The sequence below is a fragment of the Desulfosudis oleivorans Hxd3 genome (genome assembly GCF_000018405.1).
Lineage (GTDB): Bacteria > Desulfobacterota > Desulfobacteria > Desulfobacterales > Desulfosudaceae > Desulfosudis > Desulfosudis oleivorans.
In genome coordinates, this window is sequence record NC_009943.1 from 2039994 (window position 1) to 2057129 (window position 17136).

At 54.8% G+C, this 17136-nt stretch carries 10 protein-coding genes and 1 tRNA gene; 9 read left to right on the forward strand and 2 right to left on the reverse strand.

Features of this window, described 5'->3' with window-relative positions; genetic code table 11:
* Positions 1–49 precede the first annotated feature (49 nt).
* On the reverse strand, positions 50–5281 hold the full coding sequence (locus DOLE_RS08750; protein ID WP_167320865.1) for a right-handed parallel beta-helix repeat-containing protein: 5232 nt from the start codon (positions 5279–5281) through the stop codon (positions 50–52).
* A gap of 236 nt (positions 5282–5517) precedes the next feature.
* Here DOLE_RS08750 and DOLE_RS18210 point away from each other — a divergent pair, with 236 nt between their 5' ends.
* On the forward strand, positions 5518–5760 hold the full coding sequence (locus tag DOLE_RS18210; protein WP_153304398.1) for a hypothetical protein: 243 nt from the start codon (positions 5518–5520) through the stop codon (positions 5758–5760).
* Positions 5761–5767: 7 nt separating this feature from the next.
* Here DOLE_RS18210 and DOLE_RS08760 read toward each other — a convergent pair.
* Positions 5768–5843: transfer RNA gene (locus tag DOLE_RS08760), tRNA-Thr, on the reverse strand.
* Positions 5844–5879: 36 nt separating this feature from the next.
* Between DOLE_RS08760 and mfd the strand changes: the two genes are divergently transcribed.
* The 8 genes from mfd (at position 5880) to glyS (ending at position 17087) form a co-directional block, all read left to right on the forward strand.
* On the forward strand, positions 5880–9404 hold the full coding sequence (gene mfd, locus DOLE_RS08765) for a transcription-repair coupling factor (protein ID WP_012175125.1): 3525 nt from the start codon (positions 5880–5882) through the stop codon (positions 9402–9404).
* A gap of 28 nt (positions 9405–9432) precedes the next feature.
* Positions 9433–10131, forward strand: coding sequence for a SurA N-terminal domain-containing protein (locus DOLE_RS08770; protein ID WP_012175126.1), 699 nt, complete (start codon positions 9433–9435; stop codon positions 10129–10131).
* Between the two features lie 38 nt (positions 10132–10169).
* The gene (locus tag DOLE_RS08775; RefSeq protein WP_269719163.1) at positions 10170–11144 is read left to right on the forward strand and encodes a peptidylprolyl isomerase; all 975 of its coding nucleotides are present in this window, start codon (positions 10170–10172) and stop codon (positions 11142–11144) included.
* A 49-nt stretch (positions 11145–11193) separates the two neighbouring features.
* Positions 11194–11952: a helix-turn-helix domain-containing protein gene (locus DOLE_RS08780; RefSeq protein ID WP_012175128.1), complete on the forward strand. Its 759-nt coding sequence runs from the start codon at positions 11194–11196 to the stop codon at positions 11950–11952.
* Positions 11953–12018: 66 nt separating this feature from the next.
* Positions 12019–12801 (forward strand): DNA repair protein RecO, encoded by a 783-nt coding sequence (gene recO / locus DOLE_RS08785; protein WP_012175129.1) that lies wholly within the window; start codon positions 12019–12021, stop codon positions 12799–12801.
* A gap of 78 nt (positions 12802–12879) precedes the next feature.
* Positions 12880–13932, forward strand: coding sequence for a GHMP family kinase ATP-binding protein (locus DOLE_RS08790; protein WP_012175130.1), 1053 nt, complete (start codon positions 12880–12882; stop codon positions 13930–13932).
* A 159-nt stretch (positions 13933–14091) separates the two neighbouring features.
* On the forward strand, positions 14092–14982 hold the full coding sequence (gene glyQ, locus DOLE_RS08795; protein WP_041280453.1) for a glycine--tRNA ligase subunit alpha: 891 nt from the start codon (positions 14092–14094) through the stop codon (positions 14980–14982).
* Entirely contained in the window at positions 14979–17087 is a 2109-nt protein-coding gene (gene glyS / locus DOLE_RS08800; protein WP_012175132.1) for a glycine--tRNA ligase subunit beta, read from the forward strand. Before glyQ ends, glyS begins: the two co-directional genes overlap by 4 nt.
* Positions 17088–17136: the final 49 nt, after the last annotated feature.

Consider the following 17136-nt stretch of genomic DNA (forward strand, 5'->3'; position numbering starts at 1 on the left):
TAATTTTTGTTTCCAATACGTTAAATATACCTTCAATAATATTACTTCATTACTTCAGCCGAATTATGGACCTTATCCTTCCAAGCTCGTCATACTCGTAATATGTACCCATGGTTCCGGGGCAGCCGACCGGTACAAGGGTGTCGTCGGAGTCAATTGGGCTGCTGCCGAACCTACTCTCAACACAGTCCGATATCCCGTCTCCGTCATAGTCGTTGGTGTTGGCAAGGTTACTGTCGTCAACGCCGGGGTTATAACCGATCAGATATTCCCAGAGATTGAAGATAGTATCACCGTCCGGGTCGTCATATGTCCCGTAGGTGGTGGTCCCCAGGTGTGTCGTTTCCCAGTCGTCGGGCATATAGTCTTCATCGTTGTCGTTGGGAACAAAAAACTCGTATGCGCCGATGTCGACAATGGCGTATTTCGGTCGGGGTGTGTCTTCAATATCGTCCGTCGGTGCGCCTGTGGAGATTCCTGCATTGATACACGGTGAGCCGTAGAGGGGATAATATCCTGTATCAGCCGATATCTTCGGGTCTTTGGTGATGTTCCCGTTTACGCCATTATAACTGCTGTTACTGATGATACAGTGGGAGATAATGGGGGTGGAATGGAATGGGAGAAAATTTCCTCCCCAGATTACAGAGTTGATGAATTCAGGGTTTTGGCCTTCTGTTTGTGAACAATACACCTGGGAATTTACCCCTGCTGAGCTGTTGTCTAAAATAGTACAGTTGATGATGACAGGGCCAGCGTATGAGCAACTAAGGCCGCCGCCGTCTCCTTCGGAATAATTGTTTGCAATAATCGTGTTGATAACTGCAGGACCAGAGGCAGCATCGCAGCTTATACCGCCGCCATCATCCGTTGCCGCGTTATTCGTAAGAATGCACTTTGAAATGGACGGGGAAGAACCATTGGTGCAATATATCCCGCCACCGGAATCCTGGACCGAACCGTTCTGGATTGTAATGCCGGACAGAATCGTCTCCGGCGTTTCACCTGAATGGAAATAAAACCCCCGACCGTCATTCTGGCAATCAATAATGCAGGTTGTGGGCCCATTTTCTGACGTTACGAGGATTGGTTTGCCACTGAGGTCCAGGTTTTTATTCCCAACTCCGGTGTAGGTACCATCGGTGAGAATAACCGTATCATCGTCAAACGATTGATCGATGGCGGTCTGTATAGAACCTCCAGGAGACACAATGAGGGGCCTGGGGTTGGTACCCTGCAAATATTCTTCAAGGTTGGTTCGGCCGTCATTGTCCGGATCATCTGCAGGCAGGCTTTCAAGAGAACCAAACCATGTCATTTCCCAAGGATCTGACAGTCCGTCTTCATCCGTATCAATAAAATAGTATTCATCCGCCCCAATATCGCAACCACTGCCGACTGGCCTGGTGTCGTCATCAATATCCGTGGCCGGGGCGCCGGTCATGGTGCCGGCATTAATGCATGGGGATGTTGCTTTCAGGTGGAAGTTCGCCTTGAGCATAGGGTCTGCATCAATGTTACCATCCCCCGCATAGCCCCCGGTTATGTTGCAATATGTGACGATGGGGGTGCAGAACCCTACGGAAAATCCGTCTCGAATAATGGTGTTTGTAAATACGGGCGGAACGTCTGCATGTTTCAGGTAAACTTGAGGGCCTTTGCTTCCTGCTGTGTTGTTGACGATCGTACAGTTGGTTACCGTCAACTCGCCGAATTGACTTCCGAGACCACCGCCGTGGTATGCGGCCTGATTGCTGGTAATAATACAATTTATGATTGCAGGGCGGGTATCTCTATCTGCACAATATATCCCGCCACCGGTGTCGGATGCGGTGTTGTTTTGGATAATACAGTTTTTAATTGTGGGAGAAGAGGCGCCGACGCAGGATATGCCGCCGCCATTAGTGGCAGACCCTCTTTTGATGGTAACTCCGGAGAGAACCGAGTCCGAGGTCTCGCCTGAATGGAAATAAAACCCTCTCCCATTGCTCCGGCAGTCGATAAAACAGGCGGTGGGACCGTTCGCGGATCGAACAGTGATCGCTTTATTTTTAAAGTCTATGCCCCATTCATAATATGTGCCATCCTCAACAACAATCACATCGCCGTTTATTGCCAGATCAATGGCGGCCTGAATAGATTCGCCGGGAGATACGGTGATGGGTGCCGGGTGGGTCCCCTGTTCATACTCTTCGAGGTTGGTTAGGCCGTCATTGTCCGGGTCATCGCTTGCTCCATAATCAAGAGAACCAAACCATGTCATCTCCCAAGTATCGGACAGGCCATCTCCATCATTATCGACAAAGCAGGATTCACCAGAACAGTATTCATCTGCTCCGATATCCACACCGTTCCCGTCCGGCCTGGTATCTCTGTCAATATCGATTGCCGGGGCATCGAGCAATGTGCCGGCATCAATACAGGGGGATCCCTCTTGCAGGTGAAAATCCGCCTTAAGCATAGGGTCTGCGTCGATGTTGCCGTCTCCGGTGTAGCCGCCGGTGATATTGCAATATGTAACAATTGGAGTGCATCTATCTATGTAAAATTCGCCTCGAATGATCGTATTTGTAAACACAGGTTGAACATCTGATTGATGCAGGAAAACTTGTGAGCCATAGTCACCTGTTGTATTGTTGACAACAGTGCAATTCACAACTGTTATAGTACCCTTTTTGCATCCAATACCACCACCGGAAACCGATACGTTGTTAGTAATAATACAGTTTATTATTGTAGGGTTGGCATTCTCCCCGGAAAAGACTCCTCCCCCGTGTTTTGATGCGGTGTTGTTTTGAATAATACAGTTTTTAATGGTTGGGGAAGACGGATCGCATGAGATACCGCCACCGTATGTTGTCGAGCCATTCATTATTGTGAAACCATCCAAAATAGAGGTCGAAGTCTCACCAGAATGGAAATAAAATCCTCTATCGTAACCTTGACAATTGATAATACAGGCTGTGGGCCCATGATCGGATCGAACGTTAATAGCCTTGCCATTAAAGTCTATATCCCCCTCATAATATATGCCATCTGCAACAATGATTGTATCGCCGTCTAATGCCTGATCAATGGCTGCCTGTATAGAATCACCAGGAGATACGGTAATGTAAACCGGTCGGGTTCCCTGATTATACTCTTCAAGGTTTGTCAGGCCGTCATTATCCGGATCATCAATCGGACCATACTCAAGAGAACCAAACCATCTGATTTCCCAGTCATCTGACAGGCCATCTTCGTCGGTATCAATGAAAAGGTATTCATCCGCCCCTATATCGATCCCACTGCCCTCCGGTCTGATATCCCCGTCAATATCGGTTGTCGGTGCGTCCGTCAGGGTGCCGGCATCAATGCAGGGGGAACCCTCCTGGAGGTGAAAGTCAGCGGTCAGCATGGGGTCGGCGTTGATGTTTCCTTCTCCACTGTAACCACCGGCAATGTTGCAATAGGTGACAGTCGGTGTGCAGTTGTACTTGAAAAAGTCACTACCGATAATTGAATTCTTGAACACAGAGGAGGATTGGATCAGAAATACTTGATCACCATAAGCTGATGCAGTGTTATCAACGATGGTGCAGTTTACGACAGTCGCTTTACTGCCGTCCTGACAACCGATACCACCGCCGCTGCCCTGGGACTGGTTATCTGTGATAATACAATTTGTAACTATTGGATGTGTGCCTGAATCGTCGCAAAAAATACCGGCGCCATCGTCAGAACAAGTATTCTCTTTGACAATACAACCAGATATTATCGGAGCAGAACCGTTTTCACAGGCAATACCACCGCCATCATCGGAGGCTGAGTTGTTTCTGACTATACAATGTTTAATTGTCGGTGAAGCCCCCTGGTCACAAGATATACCGCCGCCATCGCCTGCTGAGCCGTTTTGAATGGTAAATCCCGAAAGAACCGAAGTTGCTGTTTCACCTGAATGGAAATAGAACCCCCGGCCACTGCTTTGGCAATCGATAATACAGGCGGCCGGGCCATTCTCTGATCGAACGATAATGGCTTTGCCGTTAAAGTCTATGTTTACGTTGCCGGTACCGGTGTAAGTCCCGTCGGAAACAATGATGGTGTCTCCGTTTGACGCCTGATCAATGGCCGCCTGAATCGAACCGCCGGGCGATACAATAATAGGTGTCGCGTTCGGGTTGGTTCCCAGGTTATATTCTTCAAGGTTTGTCAGGCCGTCATTATCCGGGTCGTCATTTGGCCCATATTCAAGGGAGCCGAACCATGTCATCTCCCATGCATCTGACAGGCCGTCTTCGTCGATATCAATGAGAAGGTGTTCATCCGCCCCTATATCGATCCCACTGCCCGCTGGCCTGGTATCGCCGTCAATATCGGTTGCCGGGGCACCGGTTGAAGTGCCGGCATCAATACAGGGGGAGCCTTCCTGAAGGTGGAAGTCAGCGGTCAGCATGGGGTCAGCATCGATATTGCCTTCTCCAGTGTAGCCCCCATCAATATTACAGTATGTCACAGCCGGGGTGCAGTTGGCCTTATAGAAGCCGGTCCCGATGATGGCGTTTTTAAATACAACTCCAGACTGAGCGTTATATAAAAATACTTGAGCCCCAGCGCTATTTGCGGTGTTACGGACAATGGTACAGTTAAGGACCGTTATTTTGCCATCTTTACAACCGGTTCCGCCTCCCGATGAGTCGGCATGGTTGTTGGTAATAATGCAATTTATGAGTGAAGGGTTTGTGCCACTGTCTTGGCCGTAAACACCCGCCCCATCATCGCCGGATGTGTTGTCTTGAATGACGCAATTTTTTATAACCGGGGCAGCCCCATTTTCGCAACAGATACCTCCGCCATCATCTGACGCGCTGTTGTCCTGAATAATACAGTTTTCAATAGTGGGAGACGCACCATAATCGCAGGAGATACCACCACCGTCGTCTGCCGAGCCGTTTGTTATTGTAAATCCACTGAGTAAGGAATCTGATGTCTCATTGGAATCAAATAGAAACCCTCTGCCGCTGCTCTGGCAGTCGATGATGCAGGCGGTGGGTCCGTTTTCTGAAATAACGGTGATGGCCTTGCCGTTAAAGTCGATGTTTAGGTTTCCGGTGCCGGTGTAGGTGCCGTCTGCCACCAACACCGTGTCGCCGGACACGGCCTGGTCAATAGCCGCCTGAATGGAGCCACCTGGCTGAACATTAATTGTGGCGGCAAAGGCTGTAACGGACAGGAAAATGCCGAATATTGTAAGAATAAAAAGTATCGGTGTGAAAAGACATCGGTTGGTTTTTGATCTCAATTTTTGTCTCCCCTCCATAATTAGAGAGTTATACATTGTATAGTAATATTATAAGACCATGGAATATATGGCTTATAAAGCCATTTATCGCAGGCCCAATAGAACTGATTTTACTGCCGTGTATCTGAAGCGAGAACTTCCCCTGCCTTAAACAAAGATTATGCAAACCACCTTCATTTAGTTAAGTCAAGAAAAAAATTCAGGCTGAGCATTAAATTTTACTGCATGGGGTGTTTTTGCCGAAAAAAATCAAGCTATTTATGCTTCGGGAAAGACGGTTTTTGACTTGGGGGATTTTTGCCTGGGATTCACAAATTGTGGCCGGGCAAATCAGGCTTTGGCGGGGAACCGATTTGATGACGACTTTGATATGGCCGGCCTTGCGCGGGGACAAAGGAAAGGGGCTGCCTTTTTCAATGGTTGACATCAGGGTGGAAAGGCTGCACCATGCCGGTGCGGCGGTAAAGGCGGGGTGGTGAAAAGCAATGGAGCCACCGAGGAGAGTCGAACTCCTGACCTACGCATTACGAGTGCGTCGCTCTGCCAACTGAGCTACGGTGGCCGGTTGAGATAAATATTCAGGGAACCTATCGCGGGCATGGTCCAAAATCAAGAAAAAAAAATTCTCCCCGTTCTGGTCGACCGGTTGGAAACCGGTGCGGGCGAGGTGGTGTGTGCCGGCGTGGGCAAGGGGGCCGACGCCTTTATGGTCTCCCGTATCGGCCAGACACTGAATGTCCCCGTGCTGGTGGTCACCGCTTCCGCAAGGGAAGCCCAGCGGTTTACCGAAGACGCCCGGTTCTTTCAGCCCGCCGATGCCCGGGCGGAGGTGGCGCTGTTTCCCTCCTACACGGTGATGCCCTATCGCCCGGTGGCCTATCACAACCGGACCGCGGCTGAGCGCATTCAACTGCTCTACGGCATGTCGGAAGGACTTGCCCCGGCCGTCCTTGTCCTGGCCGTTGACGCGCTGTTGCAGAAAACCATTCCTCCCGGGGACCTGTGTGAGTTCGCCCAGACCGTAAGCGAAGGGGAAAGCCTTGACCCCACCGCGCTGGCGGAAAAGCTGGTTGCCGGCGGCTATACACGGACCGCCATCGTGGAGGAGCCCGGTGACTTTTCGATCCGCGGCGGTATTGTCGATCTTTTTTCCCCGTTTCACGAGGCCCCGGCCCGTATCGATCTGTTCGGCGATACCGTGGAGTCGATCCATTTTTTTTCCCCGGTCACCCAGCGGCGGGGCCGTCCCACCAGCGGCATCACCCTGCTGCCGGCCAGAGAGACTGTTCTGGCAAAAGACCGTATCGGCCGGCTGATCGCCGCGGTCAAAAAACGGTCCGCGGAGTTAAACCTTCCGGTCTCCGTAAGCAGGGACATCATCGACCGGATGGAGCAGGGGACTGACACGGAAGGCATGGAAAGCCTGATGCCCCTGGTGTACGAGACCCCGGCCACGCTTTTTGACTATCTGCCGGGAAAAACGCTTCTGGTCATGGTGGACCCCGGCATGATTGCCGAAAAAGCTGAAAACCACGGGCGACTGGCAACCGAACTTTACGAGACCGCCAGGGAAGAGGGAAGGTGGTGTGTGCCGCCGGATGCCCTGTACCTCGACTGGCAGGCAGTGCAAAAAGAGGCATTCAAAAAGCCGCTGCTCTCTTTTCCCGTGCTGCCGGTCTCTGCCACGCCGGAGGATGGTGACAACACGCCTGTGGTGGAAACGGCGGGGGTGACGGACAACAGCGCGGTCACCCTGATGCTGCGCACCCAGCCCCGGGACACCGATACCGTACTAACGCCCCTGCTGTCATGGATCGAAGAAAACCGCGGCCTGGGCTGCGTTTCGGTCATCGCCTGCGGGGGCCGGGCCCAGGTGGACCGAATGGCCTATTTTCTTACATCCCACCGGGTGCCCCATGAAAGTTTAGACGCCTTTTCAAGCATGGGCCGGGGCAGCGACACGGTCTGCCTGGTATCCGGGCAGCTCTCCGCGGGGTTCCGGTTTGCCGCTGAAGGGCTGGCCGTGATCACCGACACTGAAATCTTCGGCCGGGTCCGGCACCGGTCTTCGGCCGGCAAGAAGGGGGCCCGGGATGTTTACCTGGACCTGGAAACCCTGAAGCAGGGGGACCTGGTGGTCCACGTGGACCACGGCATCGGCCGCTACGAAGGTATTCGAAAAGTGACGGTGGAAGGGATTGCCAACGATTTTCTGCTGCTCAGTTACAGGGACGGAGACCGGCTCTATCTGTCCGTGGACCGGATGGACATGGCCCGGAAATACGTGGGGGCCGATGATGCCGAAGCCCCCCTGCTGGACAAGATGGGGGCAAAAACCTGGGGCCGGGTCAAGGCAAAGGCCCGCAAGGAAGCGGAAAAGATCGCCAAAGAGCTGCTGGACCTTTACGCCCGGCGCCGGGTGCAGCAGGGCCATGGTTTCCATCCGCCGGGCCAGTGGTTTTCCGATTTTGAGGCCGGGTTTGACTTTGAGGAGACCGATGATCAGCTCAAGGTGATCAACGAAGTCCTTTCAGACATGGCCTCATCCACACCCATGGACCGCCTGGTCTGCGGGGACGTGGGATACGGCAAGACGGAAGTGGCCATGCGCTCCTCGTTTATGTGTGTCTGCGACGGGTTTCAGGTCGCGGTGCTGGTACCCACCACGGTACTGGCGGAACAGCATTTTGCCACCTTTTCCCGGCGTTTTGCCGGCTATCCCTTCAACATTGCCTGCCTGAGCCGTTTCAAGACCCCGGCCCGGCAGAAACAGATTGTTGCCGACCTCAAGGAGGGCCGGGTCGATATTGTCATCGGCACCCACCGGCTGCTGTCCAAAGATGTGGCCTTCAAACAGCTGGGGCTGGTGATTCTGGATGAGGAGCAGCGCTTCGGGGTGAAGCACAAGGAGACCCTGAAAAAAATGCGAACCACGGTGGATGTGCTCTCCCTCACCGCCACGCCGATTCCCCGGACCCTTCACATGTCCCTGTCGGGCATGCGGGACATCAGCGTGATCACCACGCCGCCGGAGCACCGCAAGGCCATCAAGACCTATATTTCGGAGTTTGACGATGCCATCATTCGAACCGCCATTCGCAAGGAGCTGGAGCGGGGCGGGCAGATCTATTTTGTTCACAACAATATTCACAAGATCGCGTTTATCGCCGACCATCTTAAAAAGCTGGTGCCCGAGGTAAGGCTGGGCATCGTCCACGGCCGGCTGGACCAGAACACCCTGGAGACCTGCATGATGCAGTTTGTCAACCGGGAGATCGACATGCTGGTCTGCACGCGCATCATAGAGTCCGGCATCGACATTCCTTCGGCCAACACCATCTTCATCAACCGGGCCGATATGTTCGGGCTGGCCCAGATTTACCAGCTTCGGGGCAGGGTGGGCCGGTCCGATGAACAGGCCTATGCCTACCTGTTTATTCCCAGGGAAAGCGCCCTGGGAAAAGACGCCCGCAAGCGGCTCAAGGTGCTGATGGAACACAGCGACCTGGGGTCGGGTTTTCAGATCGCCATGAACGACCTGAAGATACGCGGCGGCGGGGCGGCCCTGGGAGTGTCCCAGTCCGGCCATATCACGGCGGTGGGATATGACATGTTCCTGCAGCTGATGGAGCAGGCGGTTGCCGAGTTAAAAGGGGAGCCTGTGACCGAAACCCTCAACCCGGAAATCAACATTCCGGTTTCCTCCTTTCTCTCGGAAGCTTATATTTCGGATATCGACCAGCGCATGGCCATCTATCGCCGGCTGTCCAGGGTCACGGAAACTCGTGAGATCACCGCCGTTAAAACAGAACTGGAGGACCGGTTCGGCCCTCTGCCGGCGGAAGCGGAAAACCTGCTGTTAAAAATCATGTTAAAAACCATGGCCGCCGGTATGGGGGTCAAGCGGCTTGACCTTGCCGACACCCAGATGCACCTGCGCTTTTCAGACGACCGCCTTCCCGATGCAGCCGCCGTTGACGTCCTGGCACGGGAAAATCCGGTTACGGTAAAAATCGTCCCTCCGGACGGCGTTTTCATCACGTTTACCGGGAAAAAGGGCCGGGGCGCCATTGGCGCGGCCAAAAACATCTTGAAAGCCCTGGCCGGGCGTGTTAACTGTTAGCATAAAAATTACAAGGGGATAAACGAATTTGAAACTGACAGCTCTCATCAACGGCACCCGGACCGGCAGGCGGACGACCTCCCTGCCGCTTCTGCTTTTTGGAGCGTTTCTGGCGTTGTGCTTCGGCGGATGTGATTCAACCGGCAAAACACAACGCCAGTCATTTCTGCTCCGCATCGATGAGATGGTGGTGACACGGACGGATTTTTATAATGCACTGGAGATCGCAAAAACCGCCTATCCCTTTGAGGCACTCCAGAACCCGGAGGTCATGGCAAAAGTCAAGGCCCGGCTTCTCAAACAGCTTACCGAGGAGTTGATTCTGGCGCGGCGGGCACAAGACCTGGGCATTGCCGTGTCCGATGCCGAGCTTGAAAAAGCGGTTGCCCACATCACCGAGGATTACCCGGAAGGGGTGTTTGAGCAGACGCTGCTTGAGAACGCGATTCCGTTCGATGTCTGGAAGGCGCGGCTGAAGGCCGGCATGCTGATGGAAAAGGTGATTGAACGGGAACTGATGGAAAAAATGGTGATCACGCCGGAAGAAGCCAGTGCCTATTATCGGGAACACCACCAGGAAGAGCAGGAAGCCGAAGGAGACGTGGCCCTGTTAAAACGGCTGAGAAGGGAAAAGGCCCAGAAGGCCTATGTGGACTGGATGAAAGCACTGCAGCAGCAGTACCATATCGAACTGAACCAGGATTTATGGAAAGAGATATTAAAATGAACTTTATGTATGCGTTCTCGCGGTACGGAAAGATGTTAATGCTTTGGGTGGGGACAGTGGCGATGGTGTACGCCGGAACCCTGACTTCCTGCCGGGCGGATACCGAAGCCGAGGTGGTTGACCGGATCGTGGCCTTTGTCAACCAGGAGATCATCCTGCTCTCTGAACTGGAAAAGGCCATGGCGCTTTATGAAACAGCCATTCGTGAACGGCAGCTTCCCGCGGACACGGAAAAAGAGATGCTCTACCGGGCCCGGCAGGAGATGATTGACCACCTGATCGACAGGCGCCTGATTCAGCAGCGGGCCGATGAGCTGGGCGTCACCGTTGATGACCGGGAGGTGGATGATGCAATGGAACGCATGAAACGCTCCATGCTTTTCACCGATGAAGATCTGCGCCAGAGCCTGGCGGAAAAGGGGTACACCCTGGAGGGGTACAGAAACGAACTGCGGGAACAGATATTGAGGCAACGCGTTTTGACCCTGGAGGTCAAATCCAAGGTGGTGGTCACTCCGGTCGATATTCAGGCCTATTATGAAACCCATCCCGAAGAATACAGCGCCGGCCGGCAGTACCATCTGCGCAACATCATCATGCGGGTGGACAAGGACATGCCCGATGAAAGCAAAAAAACGATCAGCGAAATGATGCAGAAAATTCATGACAGACTTCAGGCGGGCGAGTCGTTTGAAACCCTGGCCAGCCAGTACTCCCAGTCCTCCTTTGCGGAAAAAGGAGGGGACCTGGGTTTTTTCGCGCTTGAGGATCTGGCCCCCCAGCTGCGGGAGGCGATAGAAGAACTCCAGGCCGGTGAATTCACCCCTGTTCTGGATACACCGCTTGGCTACCAGATTCTCTATTTGGAAGAGATTCAGGAGAAGCCCGCCGTGTCCCTGGAAAAGGCAACCGATGAAATTCGGGAAAAACTTTACGAGGACCTGCTGGAAGAACGCTTTGAAAAGTGGGTGACGGAACTGCGGGAAAAATCCCACATCAAGGTGGTGTTATGAGAACCGCTGTCGCCATCGTTTTTTCAAGGAAGTCGCGCAAGGAACTGCCGTGACCCCATCTCCTGATCATCACACACTCTCATACGGCCGCTATCTGCGCCAGTGTCGACTTCAGAGGGGGCTTCGCATTGAAGACCTGTCACGGGAACTGAAGATTACCAAAGAGACGCTGACGGCTATCGAGGACGAAGCGTATGCCCGGTTTCCCGACACGGTTTTTATCAAGGGCTTTTTAAAGGCGTTTGCAAAAAGTGTGGGGGCCGATATCGACCAGGTGATGCAAAGTTATACCCACGAGATGCGGCTGTTTCGGCATTCCGCGGCTGCGGAGGCCACGATTGAGACCGAAAACCGCATGTTCTGGCGAAAGCTGATGCTCTCTTTCGGTGCCTTGATCCTGCTCATTGGGCTGACCCTTTTTCTGATTCCCGCAAACGAGGGGGAAACACCTGGCCGGCAACCGCTGCCAATGAAAAAAGAGAACCGGGGGCAAGTCCAGGCTCAGAGTGAAGGCAGCGACAGGACCGGAGCACAGCCGGACACAACCGTTGCACCGGTGGGTGCCCCCGTATCGGGCAAACAGCTCCTGGAGATGGCGGCGGTTGAAGAGACATGGGTGAAAATCATTATTGATAACCAGAAACCAAAAGAGTACAGCCTGCAACCCGGTGACCGGCTGGCCCTTGAGGCGGCCGACCGCTTTAATATCCTCATCGGTAATGCCACCGGACTTTCTCTTTTTTTCAACCGGCAGCCGGTGGCGGTAAACGGGGAAAAAGGGCAGGTGGTGGCCGTGGAACTCCCATAAACGTAAAGCGCCGGTTTTTGAGTCTTTGCACGGATTATTATGCACCTCGCGGTTGAAGGTTAAGTCATGCCCGGTTTCAGCTCTCCAGCAATCATTCTTCGTCGGACCGCCTATGCCGAGTATGACACGATTTTGGATCTTCTGACCCTGGAACGGGGCAGAATCACGGCCATGGCCAAAAACGCCCGGAAAAGCAAAAAACGCTTTGCCGGCATTCTTGAACCTTTCTGTTGCCTGGACGCGGTGTTTACCGATCCGTCGGCCCGGTCCGGAATGACCATTCTCAAGGAAGCGGCCATGACCGCTCCCTTTGGCGCCATTCGTCTGAACATGGAAAAAGTCGCCTATGCCAGCTACTGGTCGGAGATGGTCAACCGGTGGGTAAAAGAGGACGACACCCAGTCCGCCCTGTTTCATCTGCTTCATTATGTCTTATTCATGCTGGACAGCGGCAAGGCCTCCCACGCCGATCTGAGCATCCTGTTCCAGGTCCGTTTCATGACCCTGGCGGGCCTGTTTCCTGGCATGGCGGCATGCCGGGTCTGCAAAACGGAGATTGACCGGCTTTCGGGCAGCCCCACGCTTTACCTGGACATTGCAAGAGGCGGCATTGTATGTCACAGGTGCGGTGGCGAGGGAGCCGGCTCACAGTACAGAAAGCCGCTGTCCAGGGGCCTGGTCAAGCAGTTTCTCTGGGTCCGGGAAACTGATCTGCCCCAGGCGGAACGGATGCGGTTCACGGCCGCGGCCCGGGAACAGGGCCTGGCGGCCCTGGAGGCGTTTGTGACCTATCACCTGGCCATGGAGATAAAAAGCCTGAAGGTCTTGCAACGAATTCGTCACTGGTAAACCGGTGCCTGCGTTGTATGGTTGCAACCGCGTATCACCACCTGAAAGTATTTTGAAACAGGGAAAAAAGGAAAATAAATGCACACTTCTATATTTGAAAAAGCCCTTTCTGCCGGCCCCTGCACGGCATCGGCGCCCTGCCGGGTCGACATGGGCGGCACCCTGGACATAAAGACCCTGTACCTGCCACTGGCCTGTCTTTCCCCCTGCACCTTCAACATGGCCATTGATCTTCGTACCACCGTGACGCTCTCCGCCTACCGGAAAAACCATGTCAAAATATCTTCCAGAGGGTTTGAGAGTGTCGAGTTTGCGCGACACGAGGCTCCGTTTGATCATCCTTTGGGTTTGATGGCCGCCATTGCGGCCCATTTTGACGCCCACGGAGTGCATATTGATATTGATTCCGCCTCTCCGCCCAGAAGCGCCCTGGGAGGGTCTTCCGCCGCGGCCGTGGCCCTTGTAGCGGTCCTGGCAAAGGCCTGCGGCATGGCAAACCAGTTTCCGCCGGACCGGGTGGTGATGACTGCCCACGGTATTGAAGAGGGGGTGGCCCGGATTCCCTGCGGCCTTCAGGACCAGCTGGCCGCTGCTTACGGTGGTGTCAATGCCTGGCACTGGGAGAACCCGGCCGTCGGCAGCCCCTGTTTTCGCCGGCAACCGGTGATTCCCGGCGACCGGCTGGCAGCCTTTGACGCCTGTTTTCTGGTGGCCTATTGCGGTATGCCCCATGAATCAAAAAACATCAATACCCGGTGGGTGGACCATTTTCTAAGGGCCGAAGACCGGTCTCTCTGGCATCATATCGTCGAGTGCGCCATCAACTTTATCGACGCGCTGGCTGTGAACGACCTGGAACAGGCGATTCACTGGATGAACACCGAGGTCGTGGCCCGGCGGCGAATGACCCCGGATGTGCTGGATGACGTGGGCGAACAGCTGGTGGTCCACGCCCTCGAGTCAGGCTGCGGCGCCCGTTTTACCGGTGCCGGCGGTGGTGGATGTGTCTGGGCCGTCGGTGTTCCGGAAAGCATATCAGCGCTTCGGGAAGAGTGGGGTAGGGTTTTAAAAACAACCGGCGACGCCCGCCTGCTGGATACCCGTATCGACCGGCAGGGCGTTTTATGGTAGCCGGCAGATCGCCGGGGGGGCAGCCCGAAAAAATTTTTTTCAAATATGCGGGTCGGGGTGTATTCCCGGCCGCTTGTATGGTATATCCTGTGCCATCATGAAACAGGAACGGTTTTTTAAAAAGCGGCTCGTTTGCGGGCCGCCGGAATGAACGGAACAATGAATTTTCAAGAAATTATTTTAAACCTTCAGCGGTTCTGGGCAAAAAAGGGGTGCGTACTGGTCCAGCCCTACGACATGGAGGTGGGGGCAGGAACGTTTCATCCGGAGACATTGCTGCGGGCCCTTGGTCCGGAACCCTGGCAGGTCGCCTATGTTCAGCCCTCACGCCGGCCCACGGACGGCCGGTACGGCGAAAACCCCAACCGGCTTCAGCACTACTACCAGTTTCAGGTAATGCTCAAACCTTCTCCCGGCAATGTGCAACAGCTCTACCTTAAAAGCCTGGCCACTCTGGGCATTTTCGCGTCGGACCACGACATCCGGTTTGTGGAAGATGACTGGGAATCCCCGACGCTGGGCGCCTCGGGCCTGGGTTGGGAGGTGTGGCTGGACGGCATGGAGATTACCCAGTTCACCTATTTTCAGGCTGCCGGCAGCATTGATCTTTCACCGGTGTCGGTGGAGATTACTTACGGCCTGGAACGGATCGCCATGTACATGCAGGGCATCAACAACGTCTACGACCTGGTGTGGCGCGATCATATCACCTACGGTCACCTGCATCACCGGCAGGAGGTGGAACAGTCCGCCTACAACTTCGAACACGCCGACGTGGAGATGCTGTTTGACTGTTTCGGAAAGTACGAACACGAGGCCGGCCGTATGATCGCGGAAAGCCTGGTGCTTCCGGCCTATGAGTACTGCCTGAAATGTTCCCATACGTTCAATCTGCTGGATGCCAGGGGCGCCATCAGCGTGACCGAACGCACCGGTTACATCAAGCGCATTCGCGATATCGCCAGGGCCTGCGCCACCACCTATCTTCAACAGCGGGAGGAGATGGGATTCCCGCTGCTGAATGCCGGGCATAGAGGTACAACGGAATGAAAAACGATACACTGCTGTTTGAGATCGGAACAGAAGAGCTTCCCGCCGGCTATATTGAGCCGGCCCTGGCAGCCCTTGCCAACACTCTGGTCCGCAAGCTTACCGAGGCACGGGTGGCCTGCGGCACGGCCAGAACATTCGGCACGCCCCGGCGGCTGGCCGTGATCATAGAGGATGTGGCTGGAAAACAGGAGACCGTTACCACGGAGCTGACAGGGCCGCCCAGAAGCGTGGGCATGGACGAAAACGGCCGGTTTACCCTGGCGGCTAAAAAGTTTGCCGAAAAAGCCGGTGTGGCATTAAAGGCGGTTAAAGTTGTCCGCACGGAAAAAGGGGAGTACCTGGCGGCCAGAAAGGTGGAAAAGGGCGTGCTCACCAGCCGTATCTTAAAAACCGTTCTGCCCCAGGTTATCACGTCCCTGCCGTTTCCCAAGACCATGAAATGGGCGGACCGCAACGAAACCTTTGCCCGGCCGGTGCACTCCCTGACCGTTCTTCTGGGCAAATCGGTGGTACGATTGTCATGGGCCGGCATTTCCAGCAACCGGAACTGCATGGGGCACTCTTTTATGCATCCAGCGCCGGTATCGATTTCCCATCCGGACGCCTATGTGGAGCAGATGCGGCGCCACTTTGTGCTGGTGGACACGGCTGAGCGAAAGGCCGCGGTCCGCCGTGAAATCGGACAGGCCGCCATTGCGCTGGGCGGGGAACTGCTGCCGGATGAAGAACTGGTGGACGTGGTCACCAATCTGGTGGAATACCCCGTGGCATCAGCGGGGCGGTTTGACGAAAAATTTCTTGCTCTCCCAAAAGAGGTACTGATCACTTCCATGCGGTCCCATCAGAAATATTTTGCCGTGACCGACAAAAAGAAAAACCTGATGCCCTGTTTTGTGGCGGTGAACAATACAAAGGTATCGGACATCGACGTGGTGACCACCGGCCATCAGCGGGTGCTGCGGGCCCGGCTGGAAGACGCCATGTTCTTTTACCAGAAAGACCTTCAGGCACCGCTTGACCAGCGGGTGCCGGACCTGGCCCGGGTGGTATTCCAGGCCCGGCTGGGAACCCTGCTTGAAAAAACGCAGCGCATTGAGCAGCTGGGCCTGATGCTGGCCGGTCAGGCCGATCCCGGCAATACCGCAACCGGACAGACTGTGGTGCGGGCCGCCACCCTGTGCAAGGCAGACCTGGTCACCCACACGGTGATCGAGTTTCCCAAGCTCCAGGGGGTGATGGGACGGGTTTTTGCCCGGGCTTCAGGAGAACCGGAAGCGGTGGCCCGGGCCATTGAAGAGCATTACCAACCCCTGTACGCCGGCGCCGACCTGCCCGAAAGTCTGGCCGGGGCCTTACTGGCCGTTGCCGACAAAATTGACTCCATCTGCGGATGTTTTGCCGTGGGCCTGGTGCCCAGCGGCGCCTCAGATCCTTACGCCCTGCGCCGCCAGGGAATTGGCTTGATCCAGATTCTTCTGTCCCACAACATCGGGGCCTCCCTTTCCCGAATCATTCAGGCGGCCATGGCGCCTTTTGCGTCCGTGTCCACCGAACCGGTTCAGGCGGCGGCCGACGGCGTGTCCTTGTTTCTTCGGGGCCGTATGGCTCAGATGCTGGTGGACGACGGTGTTCCCAGGGACGTTGCCACGGCGGTGCTCAACGCCTCGGCGGACCATGTACCGGATGCCTGGAAACGGTCCAGAGCACTGGCCGCGGTAAAGCCGTTGCCTGATTTTGAACCCATTGCTGCCGCATTTAAACGGGTGGCCAACATTATCAAAAAAGCCGATCCCAAAGAGATCGCCGGAGAGGTGAACAGTGACCTTTTCGAAGCGCCTGCCGAATCCACGCTGCTTGACGCCTGCCAGGCGGTAAAGATAAAAATGGACGATGCTCTGGCCCGGCAGGACTATTCCCGGGCCTTGACCGAAATTGCGGACCTGAGAAGCGTCGTGGACACCTTTTTTGACGAAGTGCTGGTAATGGCAAAAGATTCGGGCCGGCGGCGCAACCGGCTGGCCCTGCTGTCTCGCGTCAACTCCCTTTTCAAGGGATTTGCCGATTTTTCCGCGCTCTCCACGGAGCAGGCGACCGGCCGATAATACAGGCCGATAATATGAATTGATCAACACGTAAAAAAGGAGGGGAACC

Bases quoted from the DNA above. Each gene is read 5' to 3' on its own strand.
- mfd (WP_012175125.1), top strand. From the start codon at position 5,880: ATGGTCCAAAATCAAGAAAAAAAAATTCTCCCCGTTCTGGTCGACCGG.
- recO (WP_012175129.1), top strand. From the start codon at position 12,019: ATGCCCGGTTTCAGCTCTCCAGCAATCATTCTTCGTCGGACCGCCTAT.
- DOLE_RS08775 (WP_269719163.1), top strand. From the start codon at position 10,170: ATGCTTTGGGTGGGGACAGTGGCGATGGTGTACGCCGGAACCCTGACT.
- DOLE_RS08790 (WP_012175130.1), top strand. From the start codon at position 12,880: ATGCACACTTCTATATTTGAAAAAGCCCTTTCTGCCGGCCCCTGCACG.
- glyQ (WP_041280453.1), top strand. From the start codon at position 14,092: ATGAATTTTCAAGAAATTATTTTAAACCTTCAGCGGTTCTGGGCAAAA.
- glyS (WP_012175132.1), top strand. From the start codon at position 14,979: ATGAAAAACGATACACTGCTGTTTGAGATCGGAACAGAAGAGCTTCCC.